The organism is Variovorax sp. J31P207 (assembly GCF_030316965.1).
Taxonomy (GTDB): Bacteria; Pseudomonadota; Gammaproteobacteria; order Burkholderiales; family Burkholderiaceae_C; genus Variovorax; species Variovorax ginsengisoli_B.
In genome coordinates this window covers 1-20,439 of record NZ_JASZYN010000029.1, presented here as the reverse complement: position 1 = coordinate 20,439, position 20,439 = coordinate 1, and the positions used below count along the sequence as shown (strand labels likewise).

Below are 20,439 nucleotides of genomic sequence, written 5' to 3'. Positions count from 1 at the left end.
CAACACGCGCGACTGTGCCTCCAGCACTGTGACGGACAAGCCAAGCCGGCGTGCGACCGAAGCGACTTCCAGACCGACATATCCGCCGCCGATCACGACCAACCGGGCGCCAGGCACGAAACCGCTGCGCATCGCGTCGATGTCGTCGATGGTCCGGAGGTAGTGAACGTTCGGCGCGGCATCCAGCTTCGGATGCGACAGCCTGCGCGCCCGCCCGCCCGTGGCGAGCACCAGTCGCTCGTAGCTTAGGCTGCAGCCGTCCTCGAGCACGATCCGGCGGGCCGAACGGTCGATCTCGACCGCACGGGCGGACATGCGAACGACGATGCCCTGGTTCGCATAAGCGGAGACAGGCCGGATGTAGAGACCCTCATGCGTCACGCTGCCGAAGAGATACGCCTTCGACAGCGGAGGACGAAAGTACGGCGGGAAAGCCTCTTCGCCGATCATCGTGATGGGCCCCGGATGTCCCGCCATGCGCAGCGCCGCGACGAACTCGGCGGCCGCCTGTCCAGCACCGACGACGACGACACCGACCGCTTCAGTTGCCATGAGGGCCTCCCGGTTCCGCCGTCGAAGGTCGAGCGGGAGTCCAGGACAGCCTGGAGGGTTCGACGAAGACCGTGCCTTCGAAAAGGCGTCGGGCGGTCCTCACCAGGGAAGCCTGGCGCACCTCGACACCGGCGTCCGAATCGCCCAGTGCCACATCGACCGTGAGCGTCCCGCTGGGGTGGCCGATCGCGTAAGTTCCCGTCCGATGCGCCGCGACGCGGGTCACGTCGTGTACGACCGTTCCTTCCAACGCCGCGGCAATGGCCGTCGGAATTGCGCCTGTACCGGGGAATGCCTTGTGCATCCCGCCGTCTATGACGCAACGGGCGACGAGGTCGCAGCTGTCTGCGGAGCGCAGTTCCCGGGTGCCGTAGAGCAGCCACTCCCTCGGTGGTCCGACGATGATGCCGAACGGCGTAATCGGACTCTCCTTTTTCGCACTCTCGATGGAAGTGGCGAAGCCCAGATCCACTGCGACTTTGCACCGCAGGAATTCGATCTGACGTCCCGCTTCCGCCAACTTCCCGTACGCGACCGGATCTTCAGCGCCCGTCAAACCGAAGGCGCTGGCTTTCACGAAGACCTGCATGCCCGCAATGTCGACCACCGAGTATTCGACCGGCCCGACACCGGGCAATTGGGCGACGTCGCGGCGGTTTCCGGTTGGAAGCAGCTTGCCGGTCTTGGCGCCTGCCGCATGCCTGAAGTCCAGGAAAATCGGAGAACCTCCGCCGGGAACACCGTCGATGTGCACGTTCCCGGCTGTTCTGGGCCTGCCGCCCGACACCTCGACCCGGGCTGTCACGACCTTCCCCGTGTTCGTGTTGTGGATGCGCACAACGGTGAACGGCTCGACGGCCGGTACCAGGCCCTCGTCGATGGCGTAGGGACCGATGGCAGAGAGAATGTTGCCGCACATGATCGACCAGTCGACCCTGGAGTCGTTGATCCCGACCTGGGCGAACGTGTAGTCCACGTCCGCGTCCGGATGCGTGGACGGACCCACGAATCCGAACTTGCTGGTCAGCGGATCGGCGCCGCCGATGCCGTCGATCTGGCGCGGGTCTGGACTTCCGTAGGCTGCCAGCAGCCATTGACCCAGCTCATCCCGATGCTGACTGGGAAGGTCGCTGGTTCGCACCAGAAGTGCCTTGCTTGTTCCGCCGCGATAGATCACACCGCGGGTGCCTGATTGAGTCATTGAAGGTCACCATTCATGGAGTTGAAACCATCGTTCCCACCGATCACTTCTGGGTTTGGGGAACGCGCACGGTAAGACCGTCCAACGATGGATTCATGCGGATCTGACAGCAGAGCCGGCTGGCCTCGGTGGGCTCTTCGGAGGTCACCTCCAGCATGTCGGTTTCGTCGCCGGACCTTGCGGGCAGCCTGTCGAGCCAGTCTTCATCCACATACACGTGGCAGGTTGCGCAACTGAGCTCTCCGCCGCATTCCGCAAATATCCCTGGAACCAGACCGCCGATGGCAGCCTGCATGACGGATTGCCCATCGATCGCATCGACCTCCTGGGTCGCTTCGTTCGACTGCACAAAAATAACGCGGGTCATGTCTCGATCTCCTGAATTGGGCGAACAAGCCGCATGGGCGGCCGGTGCGCTGAACTTTTTTGATTGAATGAACAGTGCACATCCCGGCTCATGACGCGCCGGACCTCGTTGAAACGATGCGCTCCAGGAACGCATCGACCTCGGCGTCGTTCCAGTTCTGTATGTCTTCTCCGAGTTCCGGGGCGGGTTCGGGTGTCGGCGGGTCGAAGCCGTGCAGGATCATGGGGAAACCCTTGAGCCATTCGGGCGTTCTCAGCGCCGTCCGACGCTCCCGGTAACGCGACTGTTCGGCGCGATCCGCCGCAGTCGATACAGGAACCGCGGGAACGTCGGCGCCGCTTAACTCCGCCACGGCTCGATTCCGGCTGCGCACCCGTGTCCAGCCGGCGATGCATTCGTCGACGCTGTCCTGGTTGTCCATCCACCATCTTTCCGGCGCATCGGCCGGGAGTCCGCCGACCAGGCCTGGCGAGCGCTCGGCGGTGGCCGTCCGTGGTGCACGCAATCGCCAACCAGGCTTCCGTCTCCATGGCGGGGTAAGTGTCGTGCGGCGTGCTACCGGGCCGACGATTCCCGTTGGGCCGCCCTGAATGGCCCGTCCACGCGAACTCAGCCAGTTGGTCGGCCAGGGTCCAGGCGACAACTTCCCTTTGGGAGACATCCAGATGGACGCCGCCCTGACCGACCACCACCGCATGCATCACCAGGGCGGCGCCCAGCAACGACACGACCTGATCGGGGTAGTTGACCTCCCCGGAGGACCGAAGCGGCGATCCGCCCGGATAACCGGTCACTGCAGCCAGCCCGGAGAGCAGATCGAGGGTGGAACCGTAGGAGCTGTAGGAAGACTCGATGCCAGAGAGCCCTTGACTGGACAGCGACAGATAGACCAGGTCAGGGTTCAACCGGTGCACGGTCTCGTAGTCGATACCCATGCGAGAAGTGACACCCGCCCGAAAGTTTTCTACCAGAACGTCCGCGCGTTGAATCAGACGGTGCACGATCTGCCGCCCACGCTCTGTCTTGAGGTCCAGACACAGCCCCCGTTTTCCGACGTTGTTCGACGAAAACACGGGCGACGTCGTCGGACCAGCCCCATCGCCCGGCGCACGCCCGTTGGGACTCACCCAATGCCGGAACGGATCCGGGCGACTGTGCGATTCGATCTTGATGACGGTTGCGCCGTAGTCGGCCAACAGACGGCCGGTAGCGGCGCCGGCCGTGATGGCTCCGAAGTCCAGGACGAGCAGCCCCCCCAGGGGTGATGCGGAATCGAGTTCCGGTCCGTCGGCCGCAGAACGGCCGGGACGGGTCTGGCCCTGGGTACTCGCACTCGCCCACGCGGTCGCCGCATCGGCATGCTTGCCCAGCTTGGGAGCGGGTGCGCAAGGGTCGCGCATGCCGGGCACTGCAACCGGCAGACAGACCACCGGCGCGTCGCGGCGCCGCCGCTCGGCAGGCAGCACGAACCCCCGGCCAAGAAGCTGCTCGCAGCTCAGCAGATCCGCCGCATCGGCCGCGAATCCGAAAGACAGGCCCAGCCGCTGCGCCGAGGCGTAGACCTCCTCCGCGTCGCGCTGCCCGATCACCTCGGCGATCACGGCCCACCATGCCTCGGATTGCTCTTCCCGTTGATGCACATCCCCGAGACACGGATCCATCAAGCGCGGATCGCCGATCAGTTCGACCAGCATGGACCACTGATGGGCAAGGAAAATCACGCCGATCCATCCGTCTCTGGCCTGAATGACACGCCAGCCACCGCGCGAAGAACCCGTCCGCACAGGCGTCGCGTCGCCGAGGCTGTAGCTCACATCGCTCTTCCAGTCGATGTAGGCGGCGACATCGCTCTGGGCCACTTCGACATACTCCCCACGGCCCGTTTCCGCGCCGCTGCGCAACGCCACCATGGCGCCGTAGAGCCCGACGAACGCAGCCGCATGCGCAGACTGCTCTCCGCCCAGGCTCAATGGACGCTGATCAGGCTCCCCGATCATGTTTGCCAGGCCACCGTACGCCTCGGCAAGAAGGCTGTCGCCAACGGCGCCGCCGTATTCACCGGTGAGCCCGAAAGCGGTAAGAGACACCGTCACCAGATGCGGGAACCGCTGCATGAGCACCTCAGGCGTCATGCTGGCGGACGGAACGGACGCGTGATCCAAAATCAACACGTCCGCCGCCGACCTTGTTCTCGACATAGATCGGCTGACCCAGCGCCTCGCCGAGCTTCTGGAACACAAGACGGCCGACGAGGTCCGTTCCGCCTCCGGGCGAGTACGTCACGATGGCGCGGATGGACTTGGCGGGGTAATCCTGCGCTAGAGCACTCATTCCTGTCGCGCCCAGCACGGAGCCTGCGGCGAGGAAGGAAAACTGTCGGCGTCTCATGGTGTTGTCTCCTGGATCTGCAGGCTGACCTGTCAGACAGATTGAGTAGTTTTTCTTTTTCGGCCGAACCTTCTCAAACTTGATTGGAAAGATGTCTGCAATATGCAAATATAGTCCCTCTCGCCTGGTCGATTACTCGATTCTTCTACATATCGTATAGTCTGCCTAACAAATCGCCCTATGCACAAACTCCGCAACCTTCTCGGACCCCTGCGCGTTTTCGATGCCGTGAGCCGCATGGGCGGCGTTTCACGCGCTGCGGAGCAGTTGCATGTCACTCCCGGTGCCGTGAGCCAGCAGCTCAAGCAGTTGGAGGGCGCGGTCGGGGTCAAGCTGTTCAGGAAGGCGGGACGTGAAATCGAGCTCACCGACCCGGGTCGTCAACTGGCCTTGCGCATGCTGGATCTGTTCGACCGGGTCGAATCCGCTGTTGCCGAAGCAGCGCAATCCGGCAAGCCCAAGCGCCTTCGACTCAAAGTGATTCCGACTTTTGCAATCAAGTGGTTGGTGCCGAGGCTTGCCAGCTTCTATGCGCTGCACGACGACATCGATGTCGAGATCGCGTCCGTGACCCGCTTCGACGATCAGCACCTCGAAAATGCCGACTTCGTTGTGCGCCTCGGAGTTGGCCAATGGCAGGATGTGCACTTCGACCACCTCTTCAATGACGCCTTCGTTCCCGTGTGCTCACCCGCCGTTGCGGCGATGATCCATGGGCCGCGCGACCTACTCCAGGCCAAGCTGCTTCACTCGATGATGCGCAAGGAAGGCTGGCCGATCTGGCTGAAGTCCGCCGGCTTCGGCGATGAAAAGCCGCAGAACAATCTGACTCTTGCCAACTCGGCCCTGTGCCTGCAAGCCGCAACCGACGGCCTGGGAGTGGCTATGGCGCAGCAGGCCTACGTTGCAGAAGACATCCAGAACGGTCGGCTGGTCGTACCTGTCGACCATGTCGCAGAGACCGAGACCGGCTACTACCTTATCTGCGACCTGCACAAGGCGAACACCTTTCCGGTGAAGGCATTCAGGGACTGGATTCGCACGGTGATTTAGATTAGGGTGTCAGAGATCGCTGGGTGCGCGGAGGGGTCAGAACACAATCGCAAGCCACGCCTGTAGAGAGCGCAGAGGAATGCCGTTGCGTGTACGCACGTGATGCGAATATTGCAGCTGCGCGCTGACTGTGGAGCTGATGAAACTCGCCCAGCCCGTTACGTTTGCAGAGTACCAGAGCCTGTTGCAGAAGGAGCAGGGCAAGTGGAAAGCCGTGGTGAAGGCCAACAACATCAAGATGGACTGACGCCAACAAATGCGCCGGCCGGACTGACGGGGCTTGACTCGACAAAGGTGGTCGCAGGTCCTACCCGCACACCGATGCTGGTGAATGTCCTGGCTCGCAAGGGTGATCCACCGCCGGGGCACGCCGTCATCTGGCGAGGCCTCACCCGTCTCACCGACTTGTCTTCGGCCTGCAGATCGCGATGAAATCATGGGGAATCGAAAGGTTGAGGCTTCACTTACATGCGTCAGTTCTTCAGCACGCCCGTCTCGCGGATCATGCGCGCCCAGCGATCACGTTCGGCGTTCAGGAAGCCCCTTGACTCCGCCGGACTCAGTCCGGTGAGGGTGACCCCCATGGCAATCATGCGCTCCCTGGCGGACGACAATTATCTTGAGCGGCTCAAAGTAGTTGCCGCCGGGCACGCTCCCGAATCTCCGGCTGGCGCACAACGCCCAGCATGGCGCTGCTCAATCGGGAAATAGCCGGTGCAGGCGTTCCCACAGGCACGAACAGTCCGTTCCAGATCGGCACTGCGTAGCCGGGATAGCCGAGTTCAGCCACCGTGGGCAACTCGGGCATGGCGGCGGAACGCTGACCGCTGATGGTCGCCAGCGCCCGCAATTTCCCGTCCTTGATGTAGGGCCGGGTGAAAGGGACAGTCATCACCGCGACGTCGAGTCGGTTCTCGATCAAGTCGGCGAAGGCAGGTGATTCTCCCTTGTAGGGCACACGGGTCATCCGCGCGCCGGCCTGCTGGCTCAAGTATTCGATGGCCACGTGCAGCGGCCCCATCGAGCCGGTGGACATGTAGCTCAAGGAGTTTGGTCTGGCCCTGGCTCTTGCGATGAGATCGGCCAACATTCTGTCCGGACTGCTCGCGGCAACTACCAAGACATAGTCGATGTTGCAGATCTGACCCACGGGCAGGAAATCGCGGTCGGGGCTGTAGTCGAGCGACGGCTGCGTCATGGGCAATACGACGTTCGTGCCGACGCCACCGAAAAGCACCGAATACCCGTCAGCCGGCGACCTCGCCACGTTGGCTGCTCCGATGGCGCCAGCCGCGCCGATACGGTTGTCAATGATGAGGGGCTGGCCGAGCTCCGGCTCCATCGCCTTGCCGAAAAGCCGCGCAAGGATATCGGTTGCGCCGCCGGGCCGAGAACGGCACGACGATTCGGACCGGCCGGCTCGGCCAGGTTCCAGTGGCACGCACGGCGAGCGGCAGACACGGCGCCAGCGCGGCGGCGCCGAGCAACCTGCGGCGTTTGACGCCCTTTGGCGTGCGTTGCGATGCGTGGGATGTCATGGGCAGCTCTCCTGGCATTTTGGATTTCGGGTCAAAGCCTGACCGCGCTGACGGTCAACCCGCCGTCGACGTAGAGCGTCTGGCCGGTCATGAAGCCGCTGCGCTCGTCCAGTAGAAACGAGATGAAGTGCGCGAGTTCGGAAGGCTGGGCGGCACGCTTGAGCGGCACCGCGTCCATAAGGGCGACGGTGCGCGGATGCTCCGGCGGGCTGGCTTGGCGAAAAAGCTCGGTCAGGACCGGGCCGGGCGCGATCGCATTGACCGAGATGCCATCGCCGGCCAATTCCAGCGCCCAGGTTCGGGTCATGCCGACGATGCCCGCCTTGGTGGCGCTGTAGGCTGTGCGGTTGACCTTGCCCAGCCCCGCCCGCGAGGACAGGTTCACGATGCGGCCTTCGCGGGCCAGCCGCATGCCTGGAGCCACCGCCTGAGTGCAGATCAGCGGAGCCAGCAGGTTGAGCCGAACCGCGTCATCCATGTCCTTCAGGGTGCAGTCCTCCAGCGAGGTGACGGGCGACATGGCGGCGTTGTTGACCAGCCCGTAGAAAGGTTCGTCGCGCGTCAACGTCGCCAGAATGGCGCGCAACGACGCGGCGTCGGCCATGTCGATGGCGTGGTACTCCTCGCCTGCCTCGGCGTCTGCGGGCAGCGTGCGCGCCAGGCCGACCGGACGGTAGCCGTCCGCACGCAGGCGCTTCATGGTGGCGCGGCCTATGCCCCGGCTGGCGCCGGTCACGAGGACCCGCCTGGTCGTCGCATTGCCGGCAGCGTTCATGCTGCGCGCGCTACTGGCAGGTCCAGCTGCCGGACGGCCATCTCGCGCAACTCGCTCTTGCGCACCTTCTCGCCGTTCGGGCTGGGCGTGGTGGGGAAACGGTTTACTTCGAACACGCGGATCGGCACTTTGTAGATGGCCAGCCGTGTCCGACACGCCTCGATCAGCGCGTCTTCATCGTGCCGATAGCCTTGCTTGCCGATCACGAAACCAACCGGCCGCACATTGCCAGCGATCTGCACCTCGACCACCTGGCAGGCATGCACTGCCGGATTGGCCAGCACCGCTTCCTCTATCTCCAGCGGGTTGACCAGGTAGCCGCCGATGCGCAAAACGTCGCCGATGCGCGAGAGGTGGATGAAGCCACCGTCTTCGGTCAGGTAGGCCAGGTCACCCGTACGGAACCAGCCGTCTTCGGTCAGCACCTGGCGGGTGGCGGCCTCGTCATTCAGGTAGCCCAGCATGATGTCCGGCGTGTGCAGTTCCAGCTCGCCGGATTCGCCGGGCGGCAACAGAGCACCGGTGTCCAGTGAACGCACCCGCACTTGCGCGGTCTGGCAGATCGGCACGCCGCCGGATTGCGCTCGGCGTTCCAGCGATGCGTCGAAGGGCTGTGTGGCGAAGACCGCCAGCGTTTCAGTGAGCCCGAAGCAACCGTTCATGCGAATGCCGCGCGCTTGAGCCTGCGCGGGCAGCTCGGGCAGGCCCGGCGTGAAGTTGGCATGGCCAAACAGCACGAGATCGGGCAGCGACCAGTCCGGCGGCACCGCGAGCAGCATCTTGTCGAGCTGGTCGTTGGTACCGAAGAGATGGGTGATGCGATGCTCGCGCAGCAGCTCTGCGCATTCGGCCGCGGCGAAGTTCTCGATCACGCTCAGAGGCACCCCCGCCTGCATCGCCGTCATCAGCACGGTGAAGCCGAAGGCCCCGCAGCAGGGAATCGCCAGCACCAGCCGCGAGCCCTCGGCAGCGATGGCGAATCGGTAGACGATGTCGGCAGCGTGCCGCGCGATGCGGCGCTGCGAATGCACGATGAGCTTGGGCTGGCTGGTCGTGCCCGAGGACGAAAGGATGATGCAAGCGTCATCAGGCTGGCCGCCGTCGCCCTCGAAAGGCGCGGTAGCCTCCAGCGCCGGCAGGTGATGGTGGGTCACGCCTTCCCACAGCGCCGGCGCCGGGCTCGCACCGTCCAGCGCCACGAGAATTCGCAGGCTTGCGCGTTCCTCCACGCCCAATTGCGCGAGCACAGGGGCAGCCGCCTTGCCGCGGTACTCGGCGGCATAGAACAGCGCCTTGCAACTCGAGCGCCGCACGAAGTTGCCAACCTCGTAGGCGCCGAAGCGCAGGTTCAGGCTGAGCACCGTTGCGCCGACTCGCGCGCAGGCGAACAGCACAGCGATCCAGTCGGGGGTGTTGGGCAGCCAGATGCCAACCACATCGCCGCGCCCGATGCCGATGGCCGACAGGCCGCCGGCCAGGCGATCGACACGAGCGCGGAGGTCGCCACGCGAGATGTCCTGTCCGTCGAAACGCAGGCAGACGGCGGACGGATTGCCCTCGGCCAGCATGGCGTAGAGGGTGTGTTGCTGGTGGGTGGGTGGGTTCAATCGATTCTCCTGGACGCCCGGCGCATGCGCTGGGCTGCAATTCATGGTTCGGCAAAGGTCGACGGCCGCAGGCCGGGCACGGTCGCCGAGCGGCGCCGCAGCCAGAACCCCGCGCGTTCGCCCGCAACACCGAACTCCGGATCCACGCCAAGCTTCTGCGCGGCATCGATCGGCCAGTGGGGGTTGTGGATCAGCTCGCGCGCCAGAGCCACCAGGTCGGCTGCACCGGTGGCCACTATCTGCTCGGCCTGATGGGCATGCACGATCAGGCCGACAGCCATCGTGGGTATCTGCGCGTGCTCGCGAATGTGCGCGGCATATGGCACCTGGTAGCCATAGGCAGCCTTCGCGCCGGCAGTCAGTGGCGAGCCGCTCAGGCCGCCGGATGAGCAGTCGATCATGTCAACGCCCGCCGTGCGCAGCGTACGGGCAAGCGCCACGCTTTCGTCGAGCGTCCAGCCCTGATCCACCGCCGAAAGGCGAACGATCAATGGCTTGCCCTGCGGCCACTCGCTGCGGATGGCCTCGACGGCTTCCATCAGGAAGCGGATGCGATTCACGAAGCTGCCGCCGTACGCGTCCGCGCGCTGGTTCGAGGCTTCCGACAGGAACTGCTGGACAAGGTAGCCATGGCCACCATGAAGGTTCATCACCTCGTAGCCTGCATCCCGTGCACGCCGCGCGGCGGACTTCCAGGCCGACAGCACAGTGGCGATGTCCGCAACCTCCATGGCACGCGGTACCGGATAGCCGGGCGCGAACGCAATGGCGCTGGGGCCGATTGGCTCCCAGGCGTCCCAGTCGGGTATGGCATCGCTGCGCTCCAGCGGCCCGCGGCCCTGGAATGGCGACTTCTGACGCGCCTTGCGGCCGGCGTGCATCAGCTGGATACCGGGCACGCTGCCGCCCTCGCGCACGACGTCGGCCAGGCGCTTCAGGCCCGGCACCTGCTCATCGCTCCAGATGCCGATGTCGCCCACAGTGCCGCAGCCCCTGCGCTCGATCAGTGTGCCCTCCTGGATCACCAGGCCAGCGCCGCCCTCTGCCAGACGACCCAGGTTGACCAGATGACGGTCTACCGGGCGGCCTTCCCGGCCGATGTATTGCCACATCGGCGAGGCCACCACCCGATTCTTCAGTTGGACTTCGCGCAGCGCGTAGCCCGAGAAAAGCGTGCTTTCCATGGCAGCTTTATGAGCGTTTGACAAGCGGACAGGTGGACTGGTCGAGAGAACGAAAGGCTTGCGCGCCGGGAACCGTGGCGACCGGGGTGTAGTAGTCCCAGGGGTACTTCGAATCCTTGGGCGCCTTCACTTTGTAAAGGTACATGTCGTGCACCATCAGTCCGTCTTCGCGAATCCTGCCGTTCTGCGCGAAGAAGTCGTTGATCGGTGTTTCCTTCATCTTGCGCATCACTGCCGCGGTTTCGTCGGTGCCGGCCGCCTTCACCGCCTTCAGGTAATGCATCGTGGACGAATAGCTGCCCGCCTGACCCATGTTGGGCATGCGCTTCATCTTCTCGAAGTAGCGTTTCGACCAGGCCCGGGTTTCGGGCGTCGCATCCCAGTAGAAGCTCTCAGCCAGCTGCATGCCCTGGGCAACGTTGAGGCCGATCGCATGGATGTCGTTGATGAAGAGCAGCGCCGCGGCCACCGTCTGTTTGCTGCCGGACGTACCTACACCGAATTCGCGCGCGGTCTTGATGGTGTTGATGGTGTCGCTGCCGGCGTTGGCAAGCAGCATCACGTCAGCATTACTCGACTTAGCCTGCAACACGTAGGAGGACATGTCCGGCGCATTCAGCGGATGGCGCACCTTGCCGGCGACCTTGCCGCTCGCGCCTTCCAGCGCGGAGGCTGCACCTTGCTCCAGCGCGTACCCGCCGGCGTTGTCCACGGTCACGAAGAACCAGTTCTTCTGGCCGGCCGCCATCAGGCTGCGCACGAGGCTGTTGGCCAGCGCATAGGAATCGTATGAATAGTGCACCGACACCGGAGAGCACAGGTCCATCGTGAAGCGTTCGGTGGCCGGTCCGTTGAAGACGATGACTTTCTTCTTTTCCCGTGCCACCTCGAGCACCGCCAGTGAAGGCGCCGAGCCGGTCACGTCCTGGATGGTGTCGACCTTCTGCACGTCGAACCATTCGCGTGCCTTGGACGAAGCGATGTCGGCCTTGAGTTGGGTATCGGCCACGACCAGATCGATCTTCTTGCCGCCAACGGTGCCGCCGAAGTCATCGATCGCCATTTGCACCGCGGTCACCGTGCCCCGGCCTGATATGTCCGCATAGGGCCCACTCATGTCCAGCAGCAATCCGATGCGGACCACACCGTCGGAGATGCCGGTGTCCGTCCCTGGCGCGGCCTGGGCTTGCGAACCCTGGGCCCACAGCGCGGAAACGAGGGCCACCGTCGTGCATCCGAGTCTAGATCGGGATCGACGGTTGGCAAGGCAAACAGGCACATGGGTAGAAAGAGCGGACATGGGTAAGTCTCCGAATGTTGTCTCATAAAGTATTGCACTGATACCAAATTCCAATACTAGTGGAATTCCCTATGATATTCTTGTCTCATTTTTCGTACATTAATTTCACTTTACTGAGTATGGAGTTGAAATGAACATGCACCTTTGTAAGGTCGGCGGATGGTGGGCATGAAGACGGCCGTTATCGTCGATGTCGTGCGTTCGCCCATGGGGCGCAGCAAGGAAGGAGGCGCCTTTGTCCACCTTCACCCCAATGATCTTCTCGCTCAAGTGTTGCAGGGACTCGTGGCACGCAATGACCTGGATCCTGGCTCGGTGGACGACGTGCTGATCGGCTGCGTCAGCCAGGTGGGAGAACAGTCGTCCACGCCGGGCCGTGGCGCCTGGCTGGCAGCCGGATTTCCGGAGCACGTCCCCTCCACAACGATCGAGCGCAAGTGCGGCTCCAGCCAGCAGGCCGTGCATTTCGCGGCACAGGGTGTGATGGCCGGCGTCTACGACATCGTGATCGCCGGCGGAATCGAGTCGATGAGCCGGGTACCGATGGGCAGCGCGCGCATGGGCCGCGATCCCTTCGGCCCTGCCTTCCATGCGCGCTACGCGCCGGGCTTGGTCGGTCAGGGCGTGGCGGCGGAACTGGTCGCTGCCAAGTGGGGCATCACGCGCGACGAAATGGACGCCTATGCGGCCCGCTCACACGCATTGGCCGAAGCCGCCCGCATTAGCGGCCAGTTCGACCGCCAGATCGTACCCATCCGCACGCAGGGCTCTGACGGCACAAAGATCGCCGACGAAACCATCCGCCCCGGCACCAGCACCGAACGGCTCGCCGGCCTCAAGGCCTCATTCGAAGACGCGGAGATCGCCGCGCGCTTCCCGCAGATCCGCTGGAGCGTGACCGCTGGCAACTCTTCGCAGATCTGCGACGGCGCCTCAGCGGCGCTCATCATGAGCGAGGAACGCGCCGCGCAACTCGGCCTGCGGCCACGCGCGCGCTTCGCCGCCTTCGACGTCATCGGCGACGACCCGCTGATGATGCTCGAAGCCCCCATCCCGGCCACGCGCAGAGCGCTGGCCAAGGCCGGCCTGCAAGTGCAGGACATCGACCGCTTCGAGGTGAACGAGGCCTTCGCTTCGGTGCCGCTGGCCTGGCAGCGGGCGTTGTCGGCCAACCCCGAGCGGCTCAATCCTTCCGGCGGCGCCATCGCGCTCGGCCATCCCCTGGGGGCCTCCGGTACCCGCCTGCTGGCTTCGCTGCTGGTCGGGCTGGAGGCCACTGGCGCACGCTGGGGTCTGCAGACCATGTGCGAGGCGGGCGGCATGGCCAACGCCACCATCATCGAACGACTTTGAACCGGAGCCCTCTACGTCATGAAACTTGAGAATGCATCCGCCCTCGTCACCGGGGGCGCCTCCGGATTGGGACTGGCAACCGCGCGACGCTTGTTGTCGCGTGGAGCGCGCGTGGTGATCGTCGATCTGCCGACCTCGCGCGGCGCCGAGGTGGCCGAGGAGTTGGGTGATGCCGTGCGCTTCGTCGCCGCCGACGTCACAAGCGAATCACAAATGCTTCAAGCGTGCGACGTTGCCGAATCGCTGGGCACACTGCGAGTACTGGTCAACTGCGCGGGCCGCGGCGGCACGGTACGCGTGGTCGAAAAGGACGGCAGCCCCGGCTCTCTCGAAAACTACGAAAACATCGTGAAGATCAACCTGGTCGGCACCTTCAACGCGCTGCGGCTGGCCGCAGCGCGCATGGCGCGGAACGAGCCGGTGGAGGCAGAACGCGGTGTCTGCATCCTGACCGCATCGATCGCCGCCTACGAGGGCCAGATCGGCCAGATCCCATATGCCTCATCGAAGGCCGGCATCGTCGGCATGACGCTCGTGGCAGCGCGTGACCTGGCCAGCAAAGGCATTCGCGTCAACACCATCGCGCCGGGCATCTTCGACACACCCATCCTGGCTCGCCTTCCCGATGCGGTGAAGGATTCGCTGGGCAAGGCCGTGCCGTATCCCTCGCGTCTGGGCCGCCCCGACGAGTTCGCCATGCTGGCGCTGAATGTCATGGACAACCCGATGCTCAACGGCGAGACGATCCGCCTCGACGGCGCAATGCGGATGGGGCCACGCTGATGGACCGACACCCCGACATCCAGGAAGAACTGCTCGTACAGGAGCAGGGCGACATCCTGCTGCTCACGCTGAACCGGCCTCAGGCGCGCAACGCCGCGACGCTGCGCATCGCTCAGGCGATGGCTGCGGCGATCGACGAATTCGAGGCCCGCAGCGACCTCTGCGTGGCGGTGGTGACCGGCGCCGGCGGCAACTTCTGCTCCGGCATGGACCTGAAAGGCTTCCTGCGCGGCGAGAAGCCCCGCGTGGAAGGACGCGGTTTCGCCGGCATCACGGAGCGCCCGCCGGTCAAGCCCATCATTGCAGCGGTCGAGGGCTATGCCCTGGCGGGCGGCTTCGAGCTGGCCCTGGCCTGCGATCTCATCGTCGCGTCGGAGGACGCGCGCTTCGGCCTGCCGGAAGCAAAGCGCGGACTGGTGGCCACGGCCGGCGGCCTGGTGCGCCTGCCGCGCCAGCTGCCCCAACGCATCGCCATGGAGCTGGCCATGACAGGCGAGCCAATGCCGGCCGCACGCCTTCACGCATGTGGGCTGATCAACCAGTTGGTGCCGGCCGGTCAGGCACTGGACCGGGCGATCGCACTGGCTCGTTCCATCGCGCAGAACAGCCCGCTGGCGGTCACCACGAGCAAGGCGGTCATCCTGCAGTCGGGTGAATGGCCCGCAGCCGAACTTTTCGAGCGCCAGCGACAACTGACCGATCCGGTCTTCGCCTCGCCCGACGCCCGCGAAGGCGCCGCGGCATTCGCCGAAAAACGCAAGCCCGTGTGGCAGAGCAGCGCACCGGGAGCGCCGTTGTGAACGCCCCGACACCGAAGCCCACGCTGCGCAACACACAAGGCCCGCTGCGCGGCGTGCGAGTGGTCGAGTTCGCTGGCCTGGGGCCAGCGCCCTTCGCGGCCATGCTGCTGTCGGACATGGGCGCCGACGTGGTGCGCATCGACAGGGCCGGTGCCCTGGTCGAGGCACGCGACCCGACGCTGCGCGGGCGCCATCTGGTGCACCTGGATCTCAAGAGCACCGAGGGTCAGGCCGAGGCGCTGGGACTGATCGACCAGGCGGACGTGCTGATCGAAGGTTTCCGTCCCGGCGTCATGGAACGGCTCGGGCTGGGCCCGGAGGCCGTGCTGGCGCGGCACCCGGGACTGGTCTATGGACGCATGACCGGCTGGGGCCAGTCCGGCCCGTTGATGCACGCGGCGGGCCACGACATCAATTACATCTCGCTCCCCGGCGCACTGGCCGCCATCGGCACCGGAGACATGCCTCTGCCGCCCCTGAATCTGGTCGGCGACTACGGCGGCGGCGCACTTTACCTGGTGACCGGCGTGCTGGCCGCGCTGCTCGCGTCGCGCGCCTCCGGTGCGGGTCAGGTCGTGGATGCGGCGATGTGCGACGGTGTGGCCTCGCTCATGACGCCCATCCTCGGCCTGGCGGCCACCGGGCTGTGGGAGGGTGGCCGCGCCAGCAACCTGCTCGATGGCGGCGCGCACTTCTACCGCACCTATGTCTGCGCCGATGGACGCCACGTGGCAGTCGGCGCGATCGAGCCGCAGTTCTACGCGCTCCTGCGCGAGCGTGCCGGGCTGGACGACCCGGCCTTCGATGCACAGCGCGACCCCGCCCAATGGCCTGAACTGTCGGACAAGCTGGCGGCAATCATGGCCACCCGCAGCCGCGACGAATGGACCGCGCTTTTTGAAGGCAGCGATGCCTGCGTGACGCCGGTGCTGACGATCGAAGAAGCGCCGAAGCATCCACATCTTGCTGCGCGCGGCTCCTTCGTGGAACATGGGGGTCAGCTGCAGTCGGCGCCAGCGCCGCGCTTCTCGCGCACCCCCTCGCAGATCCAGGCGGCGCCGGCTGTCGAGCCCATCGCCGTCGAACGCGTGCTCGACGCGTGGCGCAGCGGCTCTTCCGTACTCTGACCCCTTTACATTGCTGGAGACAACATGCAGGAACGCGTCGTCGATATCCAAACCCCGGCCGGAACAATGAACACCTACATCTACCACCCGGACCGCGAAGGCCCCTTTCCGGTGGTGGTCATGTACATGGATTCCGTGGGCGTGCGCGAAGAACTGGCCGACATGTGCCGACGCATCGCGACCGTCGGCTATTACGTCATCATGCCCAACCTGTACTACCGCACGCACCGATCGGTGGACATCGACCCGACCCGCATCCTCGACCCCGCCTACCAGGAAAAGTTCGCGCTGCTGTGGCAACTTGTCGATGCGCTGGGCAACCAGATGGTCGTGGACGACACGGCCGTGCTGTTCGACCACATCGACCGCGACCCGGCTGCCCGAAACGGCCCGCTCGGCATCGTCGGCTACTGCATGAGCGGGCCTTTCGTTTTCCGCCTGGCGGGGGCTTATCCGGAACGGGTGGCCTGCGCTGCATCGGTCTATGGCGTGCATCTGGTGACCGACAAACCCGATTCGCCACACCTGCTGGCCGACCGCATCAAGGGCGAGATGTATTTCGCCTGCGCCGAGCACGACAAGTACGTCACGGTCGCAGAGCTGGACGCCGTGCGCCAAGTCATAAGCGACACCGGCATCTCGGGCACGGTGGAAATTTATCCACAGCGCGACCACGGCTTCGCCTTCCCGGCGCGCAAGGCATTCCACAAGGGAGCGTCCGAACTGCACTGGGAGCGGCTGTTCCACATGTTCGAGCGCACGCTTCGCATCCCGGGCGAGGCACTGGCATGAAGGAACTTGCGCCCTGGGAACTTCCCTTCTTCGGACCGAAGCACGACGAAGTCCACCAGGCCATGCAACGCTGGCGCGCCGCTTTTCCAGACCTGCAGACGCACCTCGCCGGGATCCCGCTGGACGCACAGTGCCGCGAGGTCCTGCGCGCGCTCGGTCGGGCCGGCCTCCTTTCCTATGCGGTGCCGCAGCAGGCGGGCGACGTCATCGACGTACGCTCCGCATGTCTGGTGCGTGAAGCTCTCGCCTACGACAGCGTCCTGGCAGACTTCGTTTTCGCCATGCAGGGCATCGGCTCTGCCGCGATCTGGCTGTTCGGCAGCGAAATGCTTCAGCAGCGCTACCTTCCGGGCATACGCGATGGCACGCGCTGCGCAGCCTTTGCCATGTCGGAGCCGGACGGCAGCTCGGACGTCGCCGGCCTGCAGACCTGCGCCGTGATCGATGGCGACGATTTCGTCATCGATGGCACCAAGGCCTGGATCTCCAACGGCGGCATTGCCGACCAGTACATCGTGATCGCCCGCACCGAAGAGGTCCGGGGCGCAGGAGGCCTTTCGGCCATCGTGGTCGATGGCGATACGCCAGGCCTGCACATCGAGTCGCGCACCGAGATCATCTCGCCGCATCCCATCGCCACCCTGCGCTTCTCCGGTTGCCGGGTGCCGCGCTCCCACTTGATCGGCGAGGCCGGCATGGGCTTCAAGATGGCCATGACCACCCTCGACTACTTTCGGGCTTCGGTGGGTGCGGCCGCCACCGGTGCAGCGCGACGGGCGCTGGACGAAACACTTGTACGCGTGTCGGGACGCAAGCTGTTCGGCACGCCGATGTCGGAGATGGACACGGTGCGCATGAAGATCGCCGACATGGCGCTCGACCTGGACACCGCCGCCCTGCTCACCTACCGTGCAGCGTGGCTCAAGGATACGTCGAGCAGGTCGCCGACCCGCGAGATCGCCATGGCCAAGCTGGGCGCGACCGAGGCGGCACAGCGGGTGGTGGATGCCGCAGTTCAGCTGTTCGGGGGGACGGGCGTGAGCGTGGGATCGATCATCGAACAGCTCTACCGCGACATCCGTCCGATGCGCATTTACGAAGGCGCATCGGAGATACAGAAGCTGATCATCGGCAAGCGCACGCTGGCGCAAGGTGCAAGCGTCAGCCAACGCTGATCTATTCGGCGTCGCGTCCTCGCAGCGGGCGAGTGACGCGATAATTATCGAACGCCCAGGAGGTCAACACGACGATGAGCCAACGCAGCTTCGCCAGCGCCGAGTACGCGATGAAGAAGAAGCGCACGCGGTGCGAGAAATTCCTCGCCGAGACGAAGCGCATCGTGCCATGGGCACGGCTGATCGCCGTGATCGAACCGCTGTCATCCGGGCTCACGTGCCATCGCCAATCGACACCAAGGCGCACTTCTCTTCTGCACGCCCGCGCCCGCCGTGGCGTTGTCGCTGATCAAGTCGTGGCGCCGCAGCCCATGCATGTTCTGTTAGGCAGCAGCCGTTCTCCATCGATCGCATCGCAGGTTGGCTCGTCACGGAGTGCATTCCAACGACGGGCATGTCCTTAGCTGCGGGCGCACTTGTCGCTCTCGCGCACATGGTCGCGGCCGTTGTCAATCGAAGCTGGCGAGAAGATCCTCCAAGGCTGGACACAGCCTTTGCATTTCAGTTCGAGTGACCACTTCAAATCTGTCCGAGCGACACACTCTTCGTACCGAAAACTCCCGCCTGAAGACTCGGGATCAATCCACATGAGTATCAATGACGCCATTCTCGAAGCACGCCAGCTTTCCAAAGAATTCAAGGGTTTCACCGCGGTCAACAAAGTTGATTTGTCGGTAGTCCGCGGATCAATCCACGCGCTGATCGGGCCCAACGGCGCGGGAAAAACAACCTGCTTCAACCTGCTCACGAAGTTCCTAGAGCCAACCTCCGGCACCATCCTGTTCAACGGACAGGACATCACCAACGAACGTCCGGCGCAGATCGCGCGGCGCGGGATCATCCGATCATTCCAGATCTCCGCTGTGTTTCCGCATCTCACGCTGCTCGAGAACGTGCGACTGGGCTTGCAGCGCGCGCTCGGCACTTCTTATCACTTCTGGAAGAGCGAGAGATCACTCATGCCGCTGAACGACCGTGCGCGTGCATTGCTGGCCGAGGTCGGCCTCGAAGACCTGGCCGACGAGCTGACCGTGAACCTTCCCTATGGCCGCAAGCGCGCCCTCGAGATCGCGACCACGCTGGCGATGGAGCCCGAACTGATGCTGCTCGACGAACCCACCCAGGGCATGGGCCACGAAGACGTGCACCGCGTCGCCGAGCTCATCAAGCGCGTGTCGGCCGGCCGCACCATCCTGATGGTGGAGCACAACATGAGCGTGGTCTCGACCATCGCCGACACGATCACGGTGCTGCAGCGCGGCGCCGTGCTGGCCGAAGGCCCGTATGCGGAGGTCTCGAAGAATCCGCAGGTGATGGAAGCCTACATGGGCACCACCGACGGCGCACTCCAAGGGGCACATTGATGGCAGTCCCCGCACTCGAAATCAAGGGCCTGCAGGCGTGGTACGGCGAATCGCATGTGCTGCACGGCGTCGACATGGTGGTGCAGCCCGGCGAGGTGGTCACGCTGCTGGGCCGCAATGGCGCCGGCCGCACGACGACCATGCGCGCGGTGCTCGGCCTGACCGGCGCCCGCAAGGGCAGCATCAAGGTCAACGGCGCCGAGACGATCCACATGCCGACGCACCGTATCGCCCACCAGGGTATCGGCTACTGTCCCGAGGAACGCGGCATCTTCGCCAGCCTGTCGTGCGAAGAAAACCTGCTGCTGCCGCCGGTGCTCAAGAGCGCCGACAAGGGCATGTCGGTCGACGAGATCTACGCCATGTTCCCGAACCTGGCCGAGCGTCGCCACAGCCAGGGGACGCGGCTGTCGGGCGGCGAGCAGCAGATGCTGGCGGTGGGCCGCATCCTGCGCACCGGCGCCAGGCTGCTGCTGCTGGACGAGATCTCCGAAGGCCTGGCGCCGGTGATCGTGCAGGCGCTGGCGCGGATGATCCACACGCTGCGCGGCAAGGGCTACACGGTGGTCATGGTCGAGCAGAACTTCCGCTTCGCCGCGCCGCTGGCCGACCGCTTCTACGTGATGGAGCACGGCCGCATCGTCGAGAAGTTCGCTGCCGTCGAACTCGACGCCAAGATGCCGGTGCTCAACGAGCTTCTGGGTGTTTAACAAGTTCGGCGACGTCCTACCTATGAATATTGCACTCCCTGGCCTTCTGAGCCAGCTCCTTCTCGGCCTCGTCAACGGGTCGTTCTACGCGATCCTGAGCCTCGGACTCGCAGTGATCTTCGGCCTGCTCAACGTCATCAACTTCGCGCACGGCGCGCTGTTCATGCTGGGCGCAGTGCTCACCTGGATGGCGATGAACTACTTCAACGTCAACTACTGGGTCATGCTGGCGGTGGCGCCGGTCATCGTCGGGCTGTTGGGCATCGTCATCGAGCGGCTGCTGCTGCGCTGGATCTACAAGCTCGACCACCTCTATGGCCTCTTGCTGACGCTCGGCCTCACGCTGCTGATCGAAGGCGTGTTCCGCTCG

20 protein-coding genes and 2 pseudogenes are annotated in these 20,439 nt (G+C 64.7%); 11 read left to right on the top strand and 11 right to left on the bottom strand.

The window, feature by feature from the left end; translation table 11 throughout:
* The 6 genes and pseudogenes from QTI68_RS39665 to QTI68_RS39645 all read right to left on the bottom strand — a co-directional run.
* A partial coding sequence (locus QTI68_RS39665) for an FAD-dependent oxidoreductase (protein WP_286529849.1) occupies positions 1 to 552 on the bottom strand: 552 nt, incomplete at its 3' end.
* Positions 542 to 1,753, bottom strand: a complete 1,212-nt coding sequence (locus QTI68_RS39660) for a PrpF domain-containing protein (RefSeq protein ID WP_286529847.1) — start codon at positions 1,751 to 1,753, stop codon at positions 542 to 544. The genes QTI68_RS39660 and QTI68_RS39665, both read right to left, overlap by 11 nt.
* 43 nt (positions 1,754 to 1,796) lie before the next feature.
* Positions 1,797 to 2,120 carry a 2Fe-2S iron-sulfur cluster-binding protein gene (locus QTI68_RS39655; RefSeq protein ID WP_286529846.1) on the bottom strand — a complete coding sequence of 108 codons (324 nt, stop codon included), beginning with the start codon at positions 2,118 to 2,120 and terminating at the stop codon, positions 1,797 to 1,799.
* Between the two features lie 88 nt (positions 2,121 to 2,208).
* Positions 2,209 to 2,541 (bottom strand): CoA transferase, encoded by a 333-nt coding sequence (locus QTI68_RS40310; RefSeq protein WP_353506479.1) that lies wholly within the window; start codon positions 2,539 to 2,541, stop codon positions 2,209 to 2,211.
* A gap of 55 nt (positions 2,542 to 2,596) precedes the next feature.
* Positions 2,597 to 4,252: pseudogene (locus QTI68_RS39650) on the bottom strand (CoA transferase); the annotation flags it as partial.
* Positions 4,242 to 4,508 carry a type 2 periplasmic-binding domain-containing protein gene (locus QTI68_RS39645; RefSeq protein WP_286529842.1) on the bottom strand — a complete coding sequence of 89 codons (267 nt, stop codon included), beginning with the start codon at positions 4,506 to 4,508 and terminating at the stop codon, positions 4,242 to 4,244. The gene QTI68_RS39645 and the pseudogene QTI68_RS39650, both read right to left, overlap by 11 nt.
* A 180-nt stretch (positions 4,509 to 4,688) precedes the next feature.
* On the opposite strand from QTI68_RS39645, the gene QTI68_RS39640 reads away from it, so the two are divergent.
* Entirely contained in the window at positions 4,689 to 5,561 is an 873-nt protein-coding gene (locus QTI68_RS39640) for a LysR substrate-binding domain-containing protein (protein WP_286529841.1), read from the top strand.
* Between the two features lie 628 nt (positions 5,562 to 6,189).
* On the opposite strand, the gene QTI68_RS39635 is transcribed toward QTI68_RS39640, so the two are convergent.
* The 5 genes from QTI68_RS39635 to QTI68_RS39615 all read right to left on the bottom strand — a co-directional run bounded on the left by QTI68_RS39635 (position 6,190) and on the right by QTI68_RS39615 (position 11,965).
* Positions 6,190 to 7,002: a Bug family tripartite tricarboxylate transporter substrate binding protein gene (locus QTI68_RS39635; protein ID WP_286529839.1), complete on the bottom strand. Its 813-nt coding sequence runs from the start codon at positions 7,000 to 7,002 to the stop codon at positions 6,190 to 6,192.
* Positions 7,003 to 7,130: 128 nt separating this feature from the next.
* Entirely contained in the window at positions 7,131 to 7,874 is a 744-nt protein-coding gene (locus QTI68_RS39630) for an SDR family oxidoreductase (RefSeq protein WP_286529837.1), read from the bottom strand.
* Entirely contained in the window at positions 7,871 to 9,442 is a 1,572-nt protein-coding gene (locus QTI68_RS39625; RefSeq protein WP_286529836.1) for an AMP-binding protein, read from the bottom strand. The genes QTI68_RS39630 and QTI68_RS39625 overlap by 4 nt, the downstream gene beginning before the upstream one ends.
* 80 nt (positions 9,443 to 9,522) lie before the next feature.
* Positions 9,523 to 10,665, bottom strand: coding sequence for an NADH:flavin oxidoreductase/NADH oxidase (locus QTI68_RS39620; protein ID WP_286529834.1), 1,143 nt, complete (start codon positions 10,663 to 10,665; stop codon positions 9,523 to 9,525).
* A 7-nt stretch (positions 10,666 to 10,672) separates the two neighbouring features.
* Entirely contained in the window at positions 10,673 to 11,965 is a 1,293-nt protein-coding gene (locus tag QTI68_RS39615; protein WP_503011813.1) for an ABC transporter substrate-binding protein, read from the bottom strand.
* Between the two features lie 168 nt (positions 11,966 to 12,133).
* On the opposite strand from QTI68_RS39615, the gene QTI68_RS39610 reads away from it, so the two are divergent.
* From QTI68_RS39610 to QTI68_RS39565, 10 genes and pseudogenes are all read left to right on the top strand, one after another.
* On the top strand, positions 12,134 to 13,318 hold the full coding sequence (locus tag QTI68_RS39610; protein ID WP_286529831.1) for a thiolase family protein: 1,185 nt from the start codon (positions 12,134 to 12,136) through the stop codon (positions 13,316 to 13,318).
* An 18-nt stretch (positions 13,319 to 13,336) separates the two neighbouring features.
* A complete protein-coding gene (locus QTI68_RS39605) occupies positions 13,337 to 14,101 on the top strand; it encodes an SDR family NAD(P)-dependent oxidoreductase (protein ID WP_286529829.1) in 765 nt (254 codons plus the stop codon).
* A complete protein-coding gene (locus QTI68_RS39600; protein ID WP_286529828.1) occupies positions 14,101 to 14,901 on the top strand; it encodes a crotonase/enoyl-CoA hydratase family protein in 801 nt (266 codons plus the stop codon). Before QTI68_RS39605 ends, QTI68_RS39600 begins: the two co-directional genes overlap by 1 nt.
* Complete coding sequence (locus tag QTI68_RS39595) at positions 14,898 to 16,028, top strand: CaiB/BaiF CoA transferase family protein (RefSeq protein ID WP_286529826.1); 1,131 nt, start codon at positions 14,898 to 14,900, stop codon at positions 16,026 to 16,028. Before QTI68_RS39600 ends, QTI68_RS39595 begins: the two co-directional genes overlap by 4 nt.
* Before the next feature lie 24 nt (positions 16,029 to 16,052).
* The gene (locus tag QTI68_RS39590; RefSeq protein ID WP_286529824.1) at positions 16,053 to 16,820 is read left to right on the top strand and encodes a dienelactone hydrolase family protein; all 768 of its coding nucleotides are present in this window, start codon (positions 16,053 to 16,055) and stop codon (positions 16,818 to 16,820) included.
* On the top strand, positions 16,817 to 17,995 hold the full coding sequence (locus QTI68_RS39585) for an acyl-CoA dehydrogenase family protein (RefSeq protein WP_286529822.1): 1,179 nt from the start codon (positions 16,817 to 16,819) through the stop codon (positions 17,993 to 17,995). Before QTI68_RS39590 ends, QTI68_RS39585 begins: the two co-directional genes overlap by 4 nt.
* Positions 17,996 to 18,069: 74 nt before the next feature.
* Positions 18,070 to 18,192 (top strand): annotated as a pseudogene (locus QTI68_RS39580) (IS5/IS1182 family transposase); the annotation flags it as partial.
* Between the two features lie 396 nt (positions 18,193 to 18,588).
* On the top strand, positions 18,589 to 19,359 hold the full coding sequence (locus QTI68_RS39575) for an ABC transporter ATP-binding protein (RefSeq protein WP_286529851.1): 771 nt from the start codon (positions 18,589 to 18,591) through the stop codon (positions 19,357 to 19,359).
* Entirely contained in the window at positions 19,359 to 20,069 is a 711-nt protein-coding gene (locus tag QTI68_RS39570) for an ABC transporter ATP-binding protein (protein ID WP_286529820.1), read from the top strand. The genes QTI68_RS39575 and QTI68_RS39570 overlap by 1 nt, the downstream gene beginning before the upstream one ends.
* 22 nt (positions 20,070 to 20,091) lie before the next feature.
* Positions 20,092 to 20,439 (top strand): ABC transporter permease subunit (locus QTI68_RS39565; RefSeq protein ID WP_503011812.1); only part of this gene is annotated, 348 nt, incomplete at its 3' end.